This window comes from Bacillus sp. VA15, from assembly GCF_055721145.1.
On the sequence record NZ_JBVQPQ010000003.1, the window covers coordinates 301,235 to 318,034 of the forward strand.

Here is a 16,800-nt window from a genome sequence, read left to right on the forward strand (position 1 = left end):
ATTGATAAGGAGCGGATCATCTGATGGGAAAAAAACAGCTAGTTCTTGTTGGAAATGGAATGGCCGGGGTAAGGGCCATTGAAGAGATACTGAGTGTTGCAAAAGACGAGTTTCAGATCACAATTTTCGGTGCCGAACCGCATCCCAACTACAATCGAATCCTTTTGTCAAAAGTGCTTCAAGGCGATACAGATATTAAAGATATTACGTTAAACGATTGGGACTGGTACGAAGAAAACCATATTCAATTATATACAAATGAAACAGTTATCAAAGTGGACACGGAAAACAAAACCATCATCACCGATGCAGACAGAATCCAGCCTTACGACGAATTGATCCTGGCGACAGGCTCTGTCCCTTTTATCCTTCCGATTCCGGGCGCAGACAAAAAAGGCGTCACAGCTTTCCGGGACATAAAAGATACAGACACGATGCTCGCCGCGTCAAAACAATATAAAAAAGCAGCCGTCATCGGTGGAGGCCTGCTTGGTTTGGAAGCCGCACGCGGACTGTTGAATCTCGGCATGGACGTGTCCGTCATCCACCTCGCCCCATTCCTGATGGAACGCCAGCTTGATGCAACGGCAGGACGCCTGCTGCAAAACGAGTTAGAAAAACAAGGAATGACCTTTTTACTTGAAAAGCAAACCGAAGAAATTGTCGGTGATGACCGCGTCGAAGGCGTCCGCTTCAAAGACGGAACAAGTATTGAAGCTGATTTAGTCGTCATGGCTGTCGGCATCCGCCCGAATACACAGCTTGGCGCAGAAAGCGGCATTCCGGTCAACCGCGGAATCATTGTCAACGATTATATGCAAACTGAAATTCCGCACATTTATGCGGTCGGCGAATGCGCTGAGCACCGGGGAATCGCATACGGGCTCGTGGCGCCGCTCTATGAACAGGCAAAAGTGCTGGCGAAGCATATTTGCGGCATCGAAACAAAACCGTATGAAGGCTCCGTTCTCTCCACTCAGTTAAAAGTATCAGGCGTCGAGGTTTTCTCTGCCGGTGACTTTAACGAATCAGATGAGAAAAAAGCAATTAAGGTTTTCGATGAACAGGACGGCATCTATAAAAAAATCGTCCTGAGAGGCAATCAAATTGTCGGTGCTGTTTTATTCGGCGACAGCAGCGAGGGCAATCGCCTGTTTTCTATGATTCAAAAAGAAGCCGATATCACTGAAACCTCTAAAATATCAATCTTACAGCCTCTCAACCAAGAAGCAGGCACAAGCATTACCGCAGCGATGAGCGACGATGAAATCATCTGCGGCTGTAACGGCGTGTCAAAAGGTATGATTATTCAAGCCATACAGGAAAAAGGCTGCTCGTCAACAGACGAGATCAAAGCATGCACCGGTGCATCCCGCTCATGCGGAGGCTGTAAGCCGCTCGTAGAAGAAATCCTCCAGCATACGCTCGGATCAGACTTTGATGCTTCAGCGCAAAAAGAAGCGATTTGCGGCTGTACCACATTGTCGAGAGATGAAGTCGTAGAAGAAATCAAAGCCAAAGGGCTGTCACATACAAGAGAAATCATGAACGTGCTCGGCTGGAAAACGCCAGAAGGCTGTTCCAAATGCCGACCGGCCCTGAACTACTACTTAGGCATGATCAATCCAACCAAATACGAGGATGACCGGACATCCCGCTTTGTTAACGAACGAATGCACGCCAATATTCAAAAAGACGGAACATATTCAGTCGTGCCTCGGATGTACGGAGGCGTGACCAACTCCACAGATTTGCGCAAGATCGCAGATGTCGTCGACAAATACGAGATCCCGCTCGTGAAAATGACTGGCGGTCAGCGAATTGATCTCATCGGCGTGAAAAAAGAAGACCTTCCGAAGGTATGGGAAGATCTTGATATGCCGTCAGGCTACGCGTACGGAAAGACACTGCGCACAGTAAAAACATGCGTAGGCGAGCAATTCTGCCGCTTCGGCACCCAAGACTCCATGGCACTGGGCATTGCGCTTGAGAAAAAATTCGAAGGGCTGAACACGCCTCATAAAGTGAAAATGGCCGTGTCTGCCTGCCCGCGGAACTGTGCGGAATCCGGCATTAAGGACCTTGGCGTTGTCGGCATTGACGGAGGCTGGGAGCTTTATGTCGGCGGAAACGGCGGAACTCATTTACGTGCCGGTGATTTGCTGATGAAGGTGAAAACAAATGAAGAAGTCTTAGAATACGCAGGCGCTTACCTGCAATATTACCGGGAAACCGCGAACTATCTGGAGCGTACTTCCGCTTGGCTTGAGCGCGTCGGTTTATCCCATGTCCAATCCGTGTTAAATGATCCGGAAAAACGGCAGGAGCTGAACGACCGAATGAATGAAACACTCTCTGTCCACAAGGATCCGTGGAAGGGCTTTTTGGATAATAAACAAACCTCTAAAGAGTTATTTGAAAATGTCGTAACCACATCGTAATGACAAAAACAAACATTAAGGAGGAATGGACATGGTAAACAAAGACGTAACAAAAGTATGTATCGGAAAAATTGAAGAATTGCCTGAACAATTAGGCAAAACAGTGTATATTGAAGATAAGGAGCTCGCAGTTTTCAAGCTTTCAAACGGAAGCATCCGCGCCATCGAAAACCGCTGTCCGCATAAGGGCGGCGTCCTGGCAGAAGGGATCGTCAGCGGAGAATATGTTTTCTGCCCGATGCACGATTGGAAAATCTCCTTAGAAGACGGAATCGTCCAAGAACCAGATCACGGATGCGTCAAAACATACGAAACGCTGATCGAGGGAGAACATGTTTATCTCGTATATTGATCAAAAGACCGGATCACTTTTAAGTGATCCTTCATTTTTTACAGTGACGGAAGGATGACATGATCATGAAGAACGGAATCGTATATTTCGTGGGAGCGGGCCCCGGAGATCCAGGACTGCTCACCATCAAAGGAAAACAGGCGCTGGAGGAAGCAGATGTTATTTTATATGACCGGCTCGCCAACCCGAAGCTCCTCGAATTCGCATCACCGGACTGCCAGTTTATTTATTGTGGAAAACTGCCAGACCGCCATTTTATGAAACAAAGAGAAATTAACGCCCTGCTGGTTGAAAAAGCATCAAAGGGGTTAACCGTCGTCCGTTTAAAAGGCGGAGATCCAAGTGTATTCGGCAGAGTCGGCGAGGAAGCAGATGCTCTCCATGAGCACGGCATCCGTTATGAAATGGTGCCGGGGATCACTTCCGGAATTGCAGCGCCGCTATATGCGGGCATCCCCGTTACGCATCGGGATTTCGCATCGTCTTTTGCCATGATTACTGCGCATGATACATCATTAAAAGGCACGCCGAATCTCGACTGGGAAGGGCTTGCCCGAAGCGTTCAAACCCTAGTCTTTTACATGGGCGTCAAGAATTTATCTTATATTTGCCAGCAGCTCATCGCATACGGAAAATCACCTTCTGTCCCTGTCATTGTGGTCCAATGGGGTACGTGGGGCCGCCAGCGGAGTGTGAAAGGATCGCTAGAGAACATTCAGCAAAAAGTACAGGAACACCAGATCACAAACCCTGCGATTATCGTCATCGGAGATATCGTCAATTTTCAAACACACAGCTGGTTTGAAAGCAAACCACTCATCGGCCAGCACTTGATGGTTGTCACTCATGGCGAAGATGAAGATCCGCTTGCAGACAAGCTGCGTGCCTCCGGTGCTGATGTCATCGAATGGCCGAAATGGCGGACTGAGAGCATGCCTGTCAATGAAGAGATTCTTCGAAAGATCGGCACCTTTGAAGACATTTTTTTCACATCGCGCCATGCAGTTTGTGAATTTTTCCAAGCGCTGGCTTCCAAGAAAATCGACATCCGCCAGCTGACAGCCCGACTGAGTGCAGCATCTGAGCAAGCAAAGACGGAGGTTGAAAAACGGGGTTTTCTCGTCTCCGCCATTCAGCCTGATTCAGAAAAACGTCTTGTTGTCGGGAGCCGGCATACAGTGGAAAACATGCAGAAGCATGAGTCCTGTTCGTTTTATATCACCCATGAAAACGTCATAGATGCTCGGTTCACCCACATGATTCAGCGAACCATCAGTGAATCTCCGCTGCACATGATTGTATGCCCGAGCAAACCGTCCGTTCAGCAATTGATCAGCACAGGCGAACAAATTGGCATTTCGCCGGAACCCGCAGCAAGCCGACCTCCCATCGTCTGCATAGGCGATGACTCAGTTGCCGGCGCTTATGGATTCACAGCGGTCCAAAAGCAGGATGAATTGTTGGCTTTTATTCAAAATCAACAGGCGGAAAAAAAGCTTCTTCATAGCTGATTGCGGCAGCCCTCTTTAAGGGCTGTTTTATTTATGCACCAATTTTTTGTGATGGGTTGAATACATCGCCATATTTTCGGCCTTAGGGTCCAAATAAGCCTTCGCGCTGTTGACCGCTGTCGGCCCTTCCGTAAAGCCGCCGGCAATCAATCTCAGTTTACTTTCATAAAAAGCCGCGTCACCCGCCACAAACACACCCGGAAGATTCGTCCGCATATGTCTGTCCGCTTTCACCCTGCCTTCTTCAATCTCAAGCCCCCACTCCTTCATCGGTCCGAGATCAATTTTGAACCCATGATTAATGATCAGCTCGTCAACCTCTATGTCTTCCCTCTGGCCAGACGCAGTATGACAAACAGTCACACTCTGGATGCGCTCTTCATCGCCGCTCAGCTGCCCCAGACGATAAGGAGTGAGCACCCGCACCGATGATTGCTTCATCTTCGTCACGCTGCTTTCCATTCCACCGAATTCCTCGCGCCGGTGAACGACAGTCACAGACGCCGCAATCGGTTCCAGCTCATTGGCCCAATCGACCGCAGTATCACCGCCGCCTGATATCACGACCCGCTTCCCTTTAAACGCATCAAGCTTCTCCACTCCATAATGAAGGTTTTTGCCCGCATACCGGGTCGCATCCTCACTGTCAAACTCATTGACCTCAAGCGTTCCCATGCCGACAGCTAAAATCACGGTACGTGTATAATGCTTTTCTCCTTCAGAACCTGTCAGCACAATGGTGCCGTCTTCCAATCGTTCAAATCCGGTCACTCGCTGATTCAGTACGATGTCAGGATCAAACGTCGCCGCCTGCTCCTTCAGCTGCTCGATCAGCTGTTTTCCCGCAATCCCCGGTATTCCGCCGATATCGCGAATGATTTTCTCAGGAAAGAATAAAGACACCTTCCCTCCGAGCCGTGGCAAAAATTCGATTACTTTCGTTTTCAGCTCCCGCATCCCGCAGTAAAAAGCCGTAAACAGCCCGATCGGCCCCCCGCCTATAATCGTAACGTCATATATCTCTTGATTCTCAGCCATCCGTCCTGCCTCCGTTCACATCTATATCAAAACCACTTTAATTGAGAATGAATATCAATACAAAGTATATCATATTTCCCGAGCCTTTGTTTATTCATTTCTTCTCCTTGTGGTAAATTGTTGAAAACTCTATAATAGGCAGAAAACAAATGGGAGAAACCGATGAAAAGACGAGTCGAAATGATCACTATCGAAGGACATACACTAGAATATTCTGTAACAGGCAAGGGAGCCCCCATTTTTGTCATGCATGGCGGGCATTCAAATTGTTACGAGGAATTCGGGTACACGGCGCTGATTGAGCATGGGTATTCCATTATCACGCCTTCAAGGTCCGGCTATGGACGAACGTCAAAAGAGATTGGAAAAAGTCTTGCCGACGCCTGCCGTTTCTATGTGAAGTTATTAGATCATTTACAAATCGACAGTGTCCATGTGGTGGCCATCTCAGCAGGAGGGCCGAGCGGCATATGCTTTGCCTCACATTATCCGGAAAGGGTAAACACTCTAACCCTGCAATCCGCGGTCACCAAGGAATGGCTCACCCCCAAAGATACTGAATATAAAATGGGGAGAATCCTCTTCCGCCCGCCGGTGGAAAAGTGGATATGGAAGCTGGTTTCTCATCTGAATAACGCCTTCCCGCGTTTCATGTTTCAAGCCATGAGCCCGCAATTCAGCACACTTTCGTTTCAGCGGATCAAGTCCCTGATGGATGAAAAAGACATAGAAGCATTTCGGAAAATGAACAGCCGGCAGCGCTCAGGTGAAGGATTTCTGCTTGACTTGTCACAAACAGCCGCTATCTCTTCAAAAGAGCTGCAGGCCATCTCATGCCCCGTACTGATTATGCAAAGTGTTTATGATGGGTTTATCGACAAGTCACATGCACATTATGCAAAAGAACATATTCCTGACGCTGTTCTCTGTTTGCTTCACTCATGGGGGCACCTGATTTGGCTCGGGAAAGAAGCTGCTGAAACAGATAGAGTCATACTCGGCTTTTTGGAATCCTAAACAAAGTGAAACGATCCTTCCCCCTCCTCCGTCAAACAAGCAGTGCCTTTTTTTCTGGTATCATAAGAGAGGCAGCTTACCATGAGCGGAGGTTTTATTGTGACAGCACAATCATCTTTTCTTCAGCTGAATTCTATTTTTATCAGCATTTTAATAGAAGCCATTCCGTTTATTCTGATTGGCGTCATACTTTCCGGAATCATTCAAATGTTTGTTTCTGAAGAAATGATTGCGAGGATCATGCCGAAGAACCGCTTTCTCGCCGTTTTATTCGGTGCGCTGGCCGGGGTTTTATTTCCTGCCTGTGAATGCGGCATTATCCCGATTACGAGGCGTCTCCTGTTAAAGGGGGTTCCTTTGCATGCGGGCGTTGCTTTCATGCTGACAGCGCCTATCATTAATCCTATCGTTTTATTTTCTACTTTTATTGCGTTCGGGAATAGATGGAGCGTTGTCTTTTACCGGGGCGGACTGGCGCTCGCCGTTTCGGTGATCATTGGGATCATCTTATCCTATCAATTTAAGGATAACCAGCTGTTAAAGCCTGATGAACCCGGACATCACCATCATCATCACCATAGCCTGCTTCAAAAGCTGGGAGGGACCTTGCGTCATGCCATTGATGAATTTTTCTCCGTGGGGAAATACTTAATCATCGGCGCCTTTATCGCAGCCGCTATGCAGACGTACGTCAAAACATCCACTCTGCTTGCGATTGGGCAGAATGATGTATCCTCTTCCCTCGTGATGATGGGTCTAGCGTTTGTCTTGTCGCTTTGTTCAGAAGTTGATGCGTTCATCGCGTCTTCCTTCAGCAGCACATTTTCATTAGGATCGTTAATCGCCTTTCTCGTCTTTGGTGCGATGGTGGACATTAAAAACCTATTGATGATGCTTGCGGCCTTCAAAAAACGATTTGTTTTCCTGCTGATTACGTACATTGTCGTAATTGTCTTAGCGGGATCACTACTGGTAAAGGGGTGATTGGATGTTTCGTCTATTGGTGCTGATGGGATTTACGTTTTTCTTTTTCCATCTGCATGCCTCAGGAAATCTAACAAAATATATCAATATGAAATATTCCTATCTTTCCTTTATTGCGATCTTCCTGCTGGCCATTCTGACAGCCGTTCAAGCATATGTATTTATCAAGTCGCCAGAAAAAGGCGGGCATCACCATGATCATGATTGCGGGTGCGGCCATGATCACGAGCATGATCATGAACAAAACAAGCCATTTTATCAGCGTTATTTGATTTATCTTGTTTTTCTTTTTCCTTTGGTGTCGGGCATCTTCTTTCCGATTGCGACGCTTGACTCATCCATTGTCAAAACAAAAGGGTTCTCGTTTAAGGCGATGGAAAGCGGAGATCATTACTCCCAAACACAGTATTTGCGGCCTGATGCCAGCCTTTATTATGCGCAAGACAGCTATGACAAACAAATGAAACAGCTGTTTAATAAGTATTCCAGCAAGAAAGAGATTTCTCTGACCGATGATGATTTCCTAAAAGGAATGGAAACCATTTATAACTATCCGGGTGAATTTCTCGGACGGACGATTGAATTTCATGGATTTGCTTACAAAGGAAACGCGATTAACAAAAATCAGCTGTTCGTGTTGAGGTTTGGCATCATTCACTGTATCGCTGATTCCGGTGTGTACGGGATGCTTGTGGAGTTTCCGAAGGACATGAACATCAAGGATGATGAATGGATTCATATAAAAGGCACTCTGGCCTCTGAATATTATCAGCCATTCAAATCAACTCTCCCTGTTGTGAAAGTGACTGACTGGAACACCATTAAAAAACCTGATGATCCGTATGTTTACAGAGGATTTTAAGTGAAGACGAAACCAGTACAAGTACTGGTTTCTTTTTTATTTCTTTTTCATCAGCATCAAATCAAGATAAAGCTGGCATCGTGTCCTGAAATCGCTTAAATCGATCGACGTCATTTCAGTAATCTGTTTGATGCGGTAATTCAATGTATTTTGGTGAATAAACAGCTGTTCTGCTGCTGGTTTTGTTTTGCAGTTGTTGAGGAGATAGATTTCCAAGGTTTTAAGCAGCTCGGTGCTGCTTTCTTGGTCTTTCGCTTTTAATAAAGCCAAATCCTTATTCTCATATTCTAAAAATTCATTTTTCTGTTCAATGCTTTCTAAATAGCGGTAAATGCCGAGTTTGGCATATTCATATGGAATGTTTTCCTGATTGCCGGTGATTTCTGCGGCTTTGATGACTTCAAGTGCTTCTGTATAGCTCTTGCCGAGTTTTAAAAGGTGATCATATTCGTTTCCGATACCGATATAAATAGGGGTAGGTATTTTCTGAAAGTGAAAATGTGTTAACAGCTTATTAATAAATTCTGAAGCTGCCGAGGAGACGGAGCTTTTTTGGGAAAAACTCGCTACGACGATGACAATATTTGATTCGATCGTTAAGACATGACTGACTTTATCCCGTAAATTCAGGTACGACCTGATATTTTCCTTTAAATCCTCAACCGCTTCCCCATCCCCATTCGCGGCGTGCAGGATGACAACTGAAAACATGGAAGGCAGCACGGTGTTGATTCTTTCGGCTTCCCGTCTGAGTTCCTTCTCAGTGGTAAATTGCTGATAGATCGCCCGTTTGATGAGATCTTCTGCTTTTTCTTCCTTTTCCTGTTTCAGCTTGTTCGTTTTATAAATGATTTTCCCGACATGGAAAGAGGTCTCATACAAAAAGTCGAGTTCTTCTTCCGTCAGATTTTGGTCCAGCTCCTGAACCCAGATGTAGCCCATGACTTCCCCTTTGTGCTTCGCACTCACGACTACCCTTTGGTTTAACCCAATGCTTTCAATTTTATTGACGCGAAAAGGCTCAGGTTCGGTTTTCAGTTTTTCAATGATTCCGTCCTTCAAAAACCTCTCAAAAATCTGAACAGGACATTTTTTCGAAAAAATAGTCTGCTGGTTGGCAGAATCAAAATGGTTAATATAGTAAGAATTATAGGCTAACAAAAAGAAATCCGCGCTTTCCAGTATGACTGGTTTTTGCAGTTCATAACTGATAAAGTCAATCAGCTTATCAACATCTGAAAATGAAAAAACTCTCTCTAAAAGCTCTTCCATACCTTTTTCTCCTATACTTTTTTTACTTTAATCATATCCATACGGGGGCTTTTTGTATAGAAAAAAATACGTTTGTTTCCAAAAGAAAAAAACGGCCGTTTAAAAGGAGAAAAGAGGAAAAAGGGACAGCCCCTTCCTCCTCCTTTCGATCTTTATTGTGACATTGTGTCTTGGTAGTCTTTAAACTGGTCTTCGACAGCTTGTGACGGAGCCTGCGTCAATACACTGACGATAAAGACAGATAATAGACTCGCAGCAAAACCAGGTATGATTTCATACAGAAAGTCCGAAAGACCGGCATTCGCCCAAATGATTACAGTTGCTGCTCCCACAATCATGCCGGCGAGTGCCCCCCATTTGGTCATTCGTTTCCAAAACAGACTGAGCAGTACGACCGGCCCGAATGATGCACCGAAGCCCGCCCAAGCGTAGCTTACCAATCCAAGGATTGTATTATTTTTCTCCCAAGCAAGGAATAATGCGATGACAGAAATCACAAGCACAGCCATACGGCCCAAAAACACCAGCTCTTTATCAGAAGCTGAGCGTCTGAACATCGACTTATACAAATCTTCTACCAGAGAGCTTGATGTTACAAGCAGCTGGGAAGAAATTGTACTCATAATCGCGGCCAAAATAGCTGAAATCAGAAAACCTGTGATAATCGGATGGAACAAAATATTCCCTAATTGAATAAAAATCGTCTCAGGGTCCTTCAGTGTCATGCCATTCTGATGGTAATAAGCGATTCCGCCCAAACCAGTCAGCACAGCGCCAACTGCCGACAAAATCATCCAGCCCATTCCGATTCTGCGCGCTCTTTTGATCTCTTTGACAGACGTTATCGCCATAAAACGCACAATGATATGCGGCTGTCCAAAGTATCCCAAACCCCAGGCAAACAAAGAAATAATGCCAAGGACGCTTGTTCCTTTGAAAATATTAAACATATCTGGATCAACAGAGCGGATTTCAGTAACTGTTTCACTTGCTCCTCCCGTGTGGAAAAACGTAACGATCGGAACAAGGATGAGTGCGGCAAACATAATGATCCCCTGAACAAAATCTGTCCAGCTGACTGCCAAAAAGCCGCCAAACAGGGTATATACCACAACAACACCAGTCACAACCCACAAGCCTGTATGATATTCCATCCCCAAAATACTGTTGAATAAAACGCCGCCGGATACCATTCCAGACGAAACATAAAATGTGAAGAAGACTAAAATCACAATCCCTGAAAACAGTCTCAGCAGCTTCGAATGGTCTCCGAAGCGATTCTCAAGGAACCCGGGAATTGTGATGGAATTCCCCGCTTGTTCAGTGTAGGTTCTCAGCCGAGGCGCAACGTAGAGCCAGTTCGCCCATGCTCCAAGGCAAAGTCCGAACACAATCCAAATACCGCTCAGACCTGTTGAAAACATGGCACCCGGGAGCCCCATCAGCAGCCAGCCGCTCATATCGGCAGCACCGGCACTGAGAGCGGTTACCGCCGGACCCAAAGAGCGTCCTCCAAGCATGTAATCCGTCAGATTCGACGTACGCTTGTAAGCAAAGTAGCCGATCAGCAGCATCCCCGCCATATAAATACAAATCGAAATAATCAGCTGTGTGTTTTCTATGGCACTTCCTCCTCTTTTTTATGGTATATGGATGAAATGGACATCCCCGCAGGGAGGATGCCCATTTAGTCCCGCTTTAGAACATTTCACTGATTGTTTTAGCCTGCATGTGCAGTGCCAAGTAATCCGGTCCGCCTGCTTTTGAATCCGTTCCGGACATTTTGAAGCCGCCAAACGGATGGTACCCGACGATAGCGCCTGTACAGTTGCGGTTGAAGTACAGATTTCCGACATGGAATTCCTGTTTCGCACGCTCAATGTGCTTGCGGTTGTTTGTGATAACTGCGCCTGTCAAACCGTATTCAGTATTGTTTGCGACTTCTAAAGCTTCATCAAAGTTTGACACTTTAGAAAATGCAACGACAGGTCCGAAAATTTCTTCCTGCATGAGTCTTGCTTTCGGATCAAGGTCAGCGAAGATCGTCGGTTTGATGAAGTATCCTTTCGAATCGTCACCAGTGCCGCCGCTTACTAAACGCCCTTCCTGTTTTCCGATCTCGATATAGCTCATAATTTTATCATAAGAACCTTGGTCAATGACAGGTCCCATATAAACATCCGCACTGTCAGGTTTTGCTGTTACTTTAGATTCCGTAATTTCAATGACACGCTTCAATACCTGATCATACACTTTTTCATGGACTACTGCACGTGAACCTGCAGAACATTTTTGTCCCGCAAAGCCGAACGCTGATGTAAAGATGGATTGAGCTGCCAATTCAATGTCCGCATCCTCATCGACAACAACCGTATCCTTACCGCCCATTTCAGCGATAACACGCTTTAAGTGCTGCTGGCCTGGCTGAACCTTCGCCGCGCGTTCGAAAATTCTCGTACCCACTTCTCTTGATCCCGTAAATGTGATAAGGCTTGTTTTTGGATGGTCAACAAGGTAGTCACCGACTTCCGCTCCGCTGCCTGGAACAAAGTTGACTACGCCTTTTGGCAATCCGGACTCTTCAAGGACCTCAACGAATTTTGCAGCAATGACAGGTGTAGCACTCGCAGGTTTTAGAACTACTGTGTTTCCAGTAACGATCGGAGCCACTGTTGTTCCTGCCATGATCGCAAACAAGAAGTTCCAAGGCGGAATAACAACTGTTACACCAGTTGGTGTGTACACATATTGGTTTTTCTCGCCTTCACGGCTGTTGACCGGTTTGCCTTTTGCCAGTTCGATCATTTGGCGCGCATAATACTCCATGAAGTCAATCGCTTCAGCTGTATCAGCGTCTGCTTCGTTCCAAGGCTTTCCTGCTTCTTTTACAAGCAAAGCGGAGAATTCATGTTTTCTTCTGCGGACTTTGGCAGCAGCGCGGAACAGGACAGCCGCTCTTTCTTCCGGAGACGTGTATCTCCACTCTTCGAATGCCTTCGCAGCCGCTTCAATCGCTTGCTCAGCGTGCTCTTGAGAAGCTTTTGACACTCGGCCGACGACTTCTTCTTTATCAGCCGGGTTGATCGAAACGATTTTCGCTTCTGTTTCCACTCTCTCGCCGTTAATGACTAGCGGATAGTCTTTTCCTAAATATTCGCTTACCGTCGCAAGCGCTTTTTTAAACGCTTCCACGTTGTTTTGATCTTGGAAATTTGTGAATGGTTCGTGTTTGTAAGGTGTTGTCATGATAATCTCTCCTTTTTTACTTCTTTGTCATTCCTTTGAAAGCAAATGCAATGTTTGACGGACGTTCTGCAAGGCGTCTCATAAAGTAGCCGTACCAATCTTCGCCGTATGGCAGGTAGACTCTCATGTTATAACCTTCTTTTACGAGGTTGAGCTGGGTTTGCGACCGCATGCCGTACAGCATCTGAAATTCAAACTTGTCATTGGCAATGCCATTTTCCTTGGCAAGCTGCTTTGTATAGTCGATCATTTTGTCGTCATGTGTGGCAATCGCTGTATAGTGACCGTTTAAGAGCTGCTTTCGGATGATTTTTTTGTAATTTTCATCGACATCGCTTTTCTCCGGGTAAGCTACTTTTTCTGATTCTTTATAAGCTCCTTTTACAAGGCGAAGGAACGGGTTTAAAGAATCCAAATCGTCAATATCTTTTTCCGTCCGGTACAGATAGGCTTGCAGCACTGTGCTTACATACTCGTATTTCCTTCTGAAATCTTTGAAAATATCAAGCGTTTTCTGGCATCTGACTTCATCTTCCATGTCAATGGTGACCATGATTTTATGCTTCTCAGCCGTCTGAAGAATTTTCGTCATATTTTCATACACCAGATCCATATCTATATCCAGACCTAAAGACGTCATTTTTAAAGAAACGTGTGAGTTCAGCTGCTGATCCGCAATGGTCGCAATGGTTTGAATGCACTCTTCCGTACGCTCCCGTGCGACCTCGGCGCTGTTCACAAACTCGCCTAAATGATCGACAGTAACTGACAAACCTTGGCTGTTCAGCTGTCGAATGGTCGGGATTGAACTGTTAAAATCATTCCCGCCAATAATTTTACCCGCTGCTACTCTGCTTCCCCAGTTCTTTGCCATTTTATTGAGAAAGCCGCTTTTGGATAAAAATAAGAAAAAATCTCTTGTGATCACTTCCAACCTCAACACCCCGCAATCTAAGAAGTATTTGTATGAGTTTATTGTAAATGGACAAAACCGACGTTCACAATATTCCCAAAATACAAAGATTCTGATTATTTTTGTGGGTTTGCCACAATCAGATAGTTAGAAAGTCGGGGAATTCTGTCGAACAAAGGAGAAAAGGAAGCGACAAAAAACATCAGCTTCCTCCATCCTTCCACACTTCTTCAACCGTATTCAAAAGCAAACGATTCAATTCAGGTGTCATATCCTTTTGTTCTGCTTTCAGTGTTTTTGCTGCTTCCATGATTCTTTCGATTTCCGTTTCAATGAATTCGTGAATGACTTTGTTTCTTGCTTCGAGATCAAGCTCTTCGCCTCTTCTTTTCCGTTCAAGCAAGGTTTCCATTTCTGCCTTCAGCTCAGGGTCAGTCACAAGTTCGTTCATCAAAACAGTAAAATCCATTGGCGGAATCGTTCCGTGCTCTTCAATCCATTTGCAAGCCAAAATAGGCCGAAGCACGTAGAAATACTTTTTGATTTTGACCTCTTGCCCTTGAAGGTAATCTTTGACGTTCCTTCTCGCCATATTGATATAGTGATACACGCTTGCTTCAGGCTTAAATGCCTCCGTCCGCAGTTTTCTTAACTGCTCTGCAGTCGTAAATGCTTCGTAGTACACAATGTCTGAGGACAGCCATTCAAGGAGCGGCGGGTTTGACTTTTTGAAGAGGCGCAGCGTCTTTCTCAGCTCCCAGCCGCTGATATCCAGCAAATCATGAATCGGTTCCTCAATGACATCACGCTCCTGCTCAATTGAAAAATACCATTCCTTTTTCGGCACATAAATAAAGCGGACATCGTAATCACTGTCCTGCGACGGGAATCCCCATGCGCGGCTTCCTGACTCAACGGCATATACGATTTTGACTCCGTATGACTGCTCGATTCGTTTTAATTCATCAATGATCCTCTGTTTCATATCTATTCGTCTCCAGTCTGTTCTCATTCCGGCAGTTTGCAGAAAAAAACCGCCTGATGTTGTGCGGCGGCTTTTCACGTTTATCAGCCTTTAAGATGCTGCTTAAAGAAAGCAAGTTTTTCTGTTTGAAAGGCAGGGATATACTCATGCCCGAAGTAGCGGTACACCTTGAGCTCTTTCTCTGTCTCCAAGTGGTTGTATGCGGCAAACACGGTGGACGGCGGCGTGACCTTGTCAATCAGACCGATCGACATCAGAACAGGGACCTTCACTCGGTCAGCGAGATTCATAATATCGAAATATGAAAGTGTCTTCATCGCCTTCTCTTCCGTTTCCGGGCTGCCATTTCTTCTAAAGAAGGAATTGATTTCAAGGTACGGCTGTTCAAGCGCCACATCAATGGCCCGTTCAAAGTTGCTTAAATAAGGATAATCGGCAACCGCGGCTTTCGGAATGTCTGACAGAGCTGCTGCGGCAATGGTTAAGCCGCCTCCTTGGCTTCCGCCTGTCACACCGATTCTTGCTTCGTCAACTTCGTCAAAACTGCTTATGACTTCAAGCGCGCGGACAGCGTCCAAATAAACGCCCCGGTAATAGTATGTATCTTTATCAAGGATTCCTTTCGTCATCCAGCCCAAAGCATGACCATGCGGAGAAATAGTCGTATCCTCGCTGCTCTGCTGGCCGCGGACAAGCATGCCGAATGCGGCGTAACCGTGGAGCGCCCAGTTTACCATTTCATGAATCTCACCGTCATAGCTAGCGTTGTAGCCATGATATTTGACGATCGCCGGATGCGGGCCTTCCTTGTCAGGCACTGCGTACCATCCGGCAATGCGGGCGTTTCCGAAGCTTTTATATGTGAGGCGGTACACCTTGACTCCATCAGCAGGATACTCAACCGGCTGTAAATCAGGTGCTGCTTGGAACTTCGCAAGTTCGTCCAAAGACGATTTCCAAAACTCAGAAAAATCGTTCGGTGCTGTTTTTTCAGGCTTATACGTTTGCAATTGGTCGAGTGGCAGATCGAATAGTTGCATTTCCGATTATTCCCCTTTGTTTTATAAGATTTAGTTTGTATTCCTATACTACCACGTTTCGGATTTGTTTTCTAAATATTTTCACTTTTGTTTTCCAGACAGCCTTCATCAAACGTTTGTTTAAGACTTTCCCGGCTCAGTTCCATAAAGGCCTGGGCTGTCAGACTGACATAGCGGTTCTTTAAAAACACAAAGACGAGGGTTCGTGATGGCGCGGATTGAATGGATAAATAGATCACACCCGGATCTTTATCCCTTCTGACCATATTCGGCAGCATTGTCACACCTAAGCCGTTGGCCACAAGAGATTGGGCGGTTTCAATATGGCTCGTTTTAAAGGCAGTATTCGGCTTAAAGCCGCTTTCCGCACAGAGATCGAGAACTGTCCTGCGAAATCCGAAACCTTCTTTTAACAGAATAAACGGCACGTGCCTTACCATTTCAAGCGGCACGCACGGCTGGCGGCCCTTCTCACCTTCCAGCGCTTTCTCAATCAGCGCGGCCATTTCCGGCGGCATCCACCTTTGTTTTTCCTTCGGCACTGCGAGAACAATCGGTTCCGTGAGCAAGTGTGTAATGGAGAGCCGTTCATCCTCGATCGGCAAGGATAAGACAGAAAGGTCAACCTCTCCCTTTGCCGTCATCTCCTCTAAAGAAACCGGATCTTTTTCAACAAGCTGAACCTCCACATGAGGATAACGCGCCAAAAACTGCTTTAGCAGAGGCGGACAGAGATATCTTCCTGTTACAGCAGGAATCCCAATGGAAAGCTTGTGCCCCAGTCCTTGCGACCGCTCCTGCATCTCCCGGAGCAAGTCATCTCTTGAACGAATGATGTCCTCGGCTTTTTCAATGAAACGCCGGCCGTGGGGTGTCAGCGTAACAGAGCCGTGGGATCTGTGAAAAAGGGTAAGACCCAGCTCAGCCTCAAGCTTTTTGATCTGCTGGCTAAGAGATGGCTGAGCGATATGAAGATGCTCTGCCGCCTTTGTAAAGCTTTGGCGCCGGGCGATTTCCGCTGCATATTCCATCACTTTAATATCCATTTCAGCCTCCATAGGTTGAACCTATCGTTTTTATCATTTTTATATCTTGGACGAATCATAACAGAAATTGCTAACATAATCCATATCATCATT

General features: G+C 46.0%; 14 protein-coding genes. 6 read left to right on the plus strand and 8 right to left on the minus strand.

Features of this window, described 5'->3' with window-relative positions:
* Window positions 1–23 precede the first annotated feature (23 nt).
* The 3 genes from nasD to cobA are packed head-to-tail and all read left to right on the plus strand — an operon-like array spanning window position 24 to window position 4,304.
* Window positions 24–2,441, plus strand: a complete 2,418-nt coding sequence (gene nasD / locus AC0DBE_RS11225) for an NADPH-nitrite reductase (protein WP_472962158.1) — start codon at window positions 24–26, stop codon at window positions 2,439–2,441.
* Window positions 2,442–2,472: 31 nt separating this feature from the next.
* Entirely contained in the window at window positions 2,473–2,793 is a 321-nt protein-coding gene (nirD, locus tag AC0DBE_RS11230; RefSeq protein WP_010332967.1) for a nitrite reductase small subunit NirD, read from the plus strand.
* A gap of 59 nt (window positions 2,794–2,852) precedes the next feature.
* Window positions 2,853–4,304: a uroporphyrinogen-III C-methyltransferase gene (gene cobA / locus AC0DBE_RS11235; protein WP_472962162.1), complete on the plus strand. Its 1,452-nt coding sequence runs from the start codon at window positions 2,853–2,855 to the stop codon at window positions 4,302–4,304.
* Between the two features lie 27 nt (window positions 4,305–4,331).
* On the opposite strand, the gene ffoR is transcribed toward cobA, so the two are convergent.
* On the minus strand, window positions 4,332–5,342 hold the full coding sequence (gene ffoR / locus AC0DBE_RS11240; protein WP_061187029.1) for a ferredoxin--NADP(+) reductase: 1,011 nt from the start codon (window positions 5,340–5,342) through the stop codon (window positions 4,332–4,334).
* Window positions 5,343–5,504: 162 nt separating this feature from the next.
* Here ffoR and AC0DBE_RS11245 point away from each other — a divergent pair, with 162 nt between their 5' ends.
* The 3 genes from AC0DBE_RS11245 to AC0DBE_RS11255 all read left to right on the plus strand — a co-directional run bounded on the left by AC0DBE_RS11245 (window position 5,505) and on the right by AC0DBE_RS11255 (window position 8,205).
* Window positions 5,505–6,359, plus strand: a complete 855-nt coding sequence (locus AC0DBE_RS11245; RefSeq protein ID WP_472962164.1) for an alpha/beta fold hydrolase — start codon at window positions 5,505–5,507, stop codon at window positions 6,357–6,359.
* Between the two features lie 99 nt (window positions 6,360–6,458).
* Window positions 6,459–7,343 carry a permease gene (locus tag AC0DBE_RS11250; protein WP_072566806.1) on the plus strand — a complete coding sequence of 295 codons (885 nt, stop codon included), beginning with the start codon at window positions 6,459–6,461 and terminating at the stop codon, window positions 7,341–7,343.
* A gap of 4 nt (window positions 7,344–7,347) precedes the next feature.
* Window positions 7,348–8,205, plus strand: coding sequence for a TIGR03943 family putative permease subunit (locus AC0DBE_RS11255; RefSeq protein ID WP_014112592.1), 858 nt, complete (start codon window positions 7,348–7,350; stop codon window positions 8,203–8,205).
* 36 nt (window positions 8,206–8,241) lie between these two features.
* On the opposite strand, the gene putR is transcribed toward AC0DBE_RS11255, so the two are convergent.
* The 7 genes from putR to AC0DBE_RS11290 form a co-directional block, all read right to left on the minus strand.
* Window positions 8,242–9,477 carry a proline utilization transcriptional regulator PutR gene (putR, locus tag AC0DBE_RS11260; RefSeq protein ID WP_003224834.1) on the minus strand — a complete coding sequence of 412 codons (1,236 nt, stop codon included), beginning with the start codon at window positions 9,475–9,477 and terminating at the stop codon, window positions 8,242–8,244.
* A gap of 152 nt (window positions 9,478–9,629) precedes the next feature.
* Window positions 9,630–11,084 (minus strand): sodium/proline symporter PutP, encoded by a 1,455-nt coding sequence (gene putP / locus AC0DBE_RS11265; RefSeq protein ID WP_072565710.1) that lies wholly within the window; start codon window positions 11,082–11,084, stop codon window positions 9,630–9,632.
* Between the two features lie 91 nt (window positions 11,085–11,175).
* Window positions 11,176–12,723 carry an L-glutamate gamma-semialdehyde dehydrogenase gene (gene pruA / locus AC0DBE_RS11270; protein ID WP_003224827.1) on the minus strand — a complete coding sequence of 516 codons (1,548 nt, stop codon included), beginning with the start codon at window positions 12,721–12,723 and terminating at the stop codon, window positions 11,176–11,178.
* Between the two features lie 16 nt (window positions 12,724–12,739).
* A complete protein-coding gene (gene putB, locus AC0DBE_RS11275; RefSeq protein WP_072566805.1) occupies window positions 12,740–13,651 on the minus strand; it encodes a proline dehydrogenase PutB in 912 nt (303 codons plus the stop codon).
* A gap of 187 nt (window positions 13,652–13,838) precedes the next feature.
* Complete coding sequence (locus AC0DBE_RS11280) at window positions 13,839–14,621, minus strand: nucleotidyltransferase domain-containing protein (RefSeq protein ID WP_072182408.1); 783 nt, start codon at window positions 14,619–14,621, stop codon at window positions 13,839–13,841.
* A gap of 83 nt (window positions 14,622–14,704) precedes the next feature.
* A complete protein-coding gene (cah, locus tag AC0DBE_RS11285; RefSeq protein ID WP_079288208.1) occupies window positions 14,705–15,661 on the minus strand; it encodes a cephalosporin C deacetylase in 957 nt (318 codons plus the stop codon).
* Window positions 15,662–15,732: 71 nt separating this feature from the next.
* Window positions 15,733–16,707, minus strand: a complete 975-nt coding sequence (locus AC0DBE_RS11290; protein WP_472962168.1) for a LysR family transcriptional regulator — start codon at window positions 16,705–16,707, stop codon at window positions 15,733–15,735.
* Window positions 16,708–16,800: the final 93 nt, after the last annotated feature.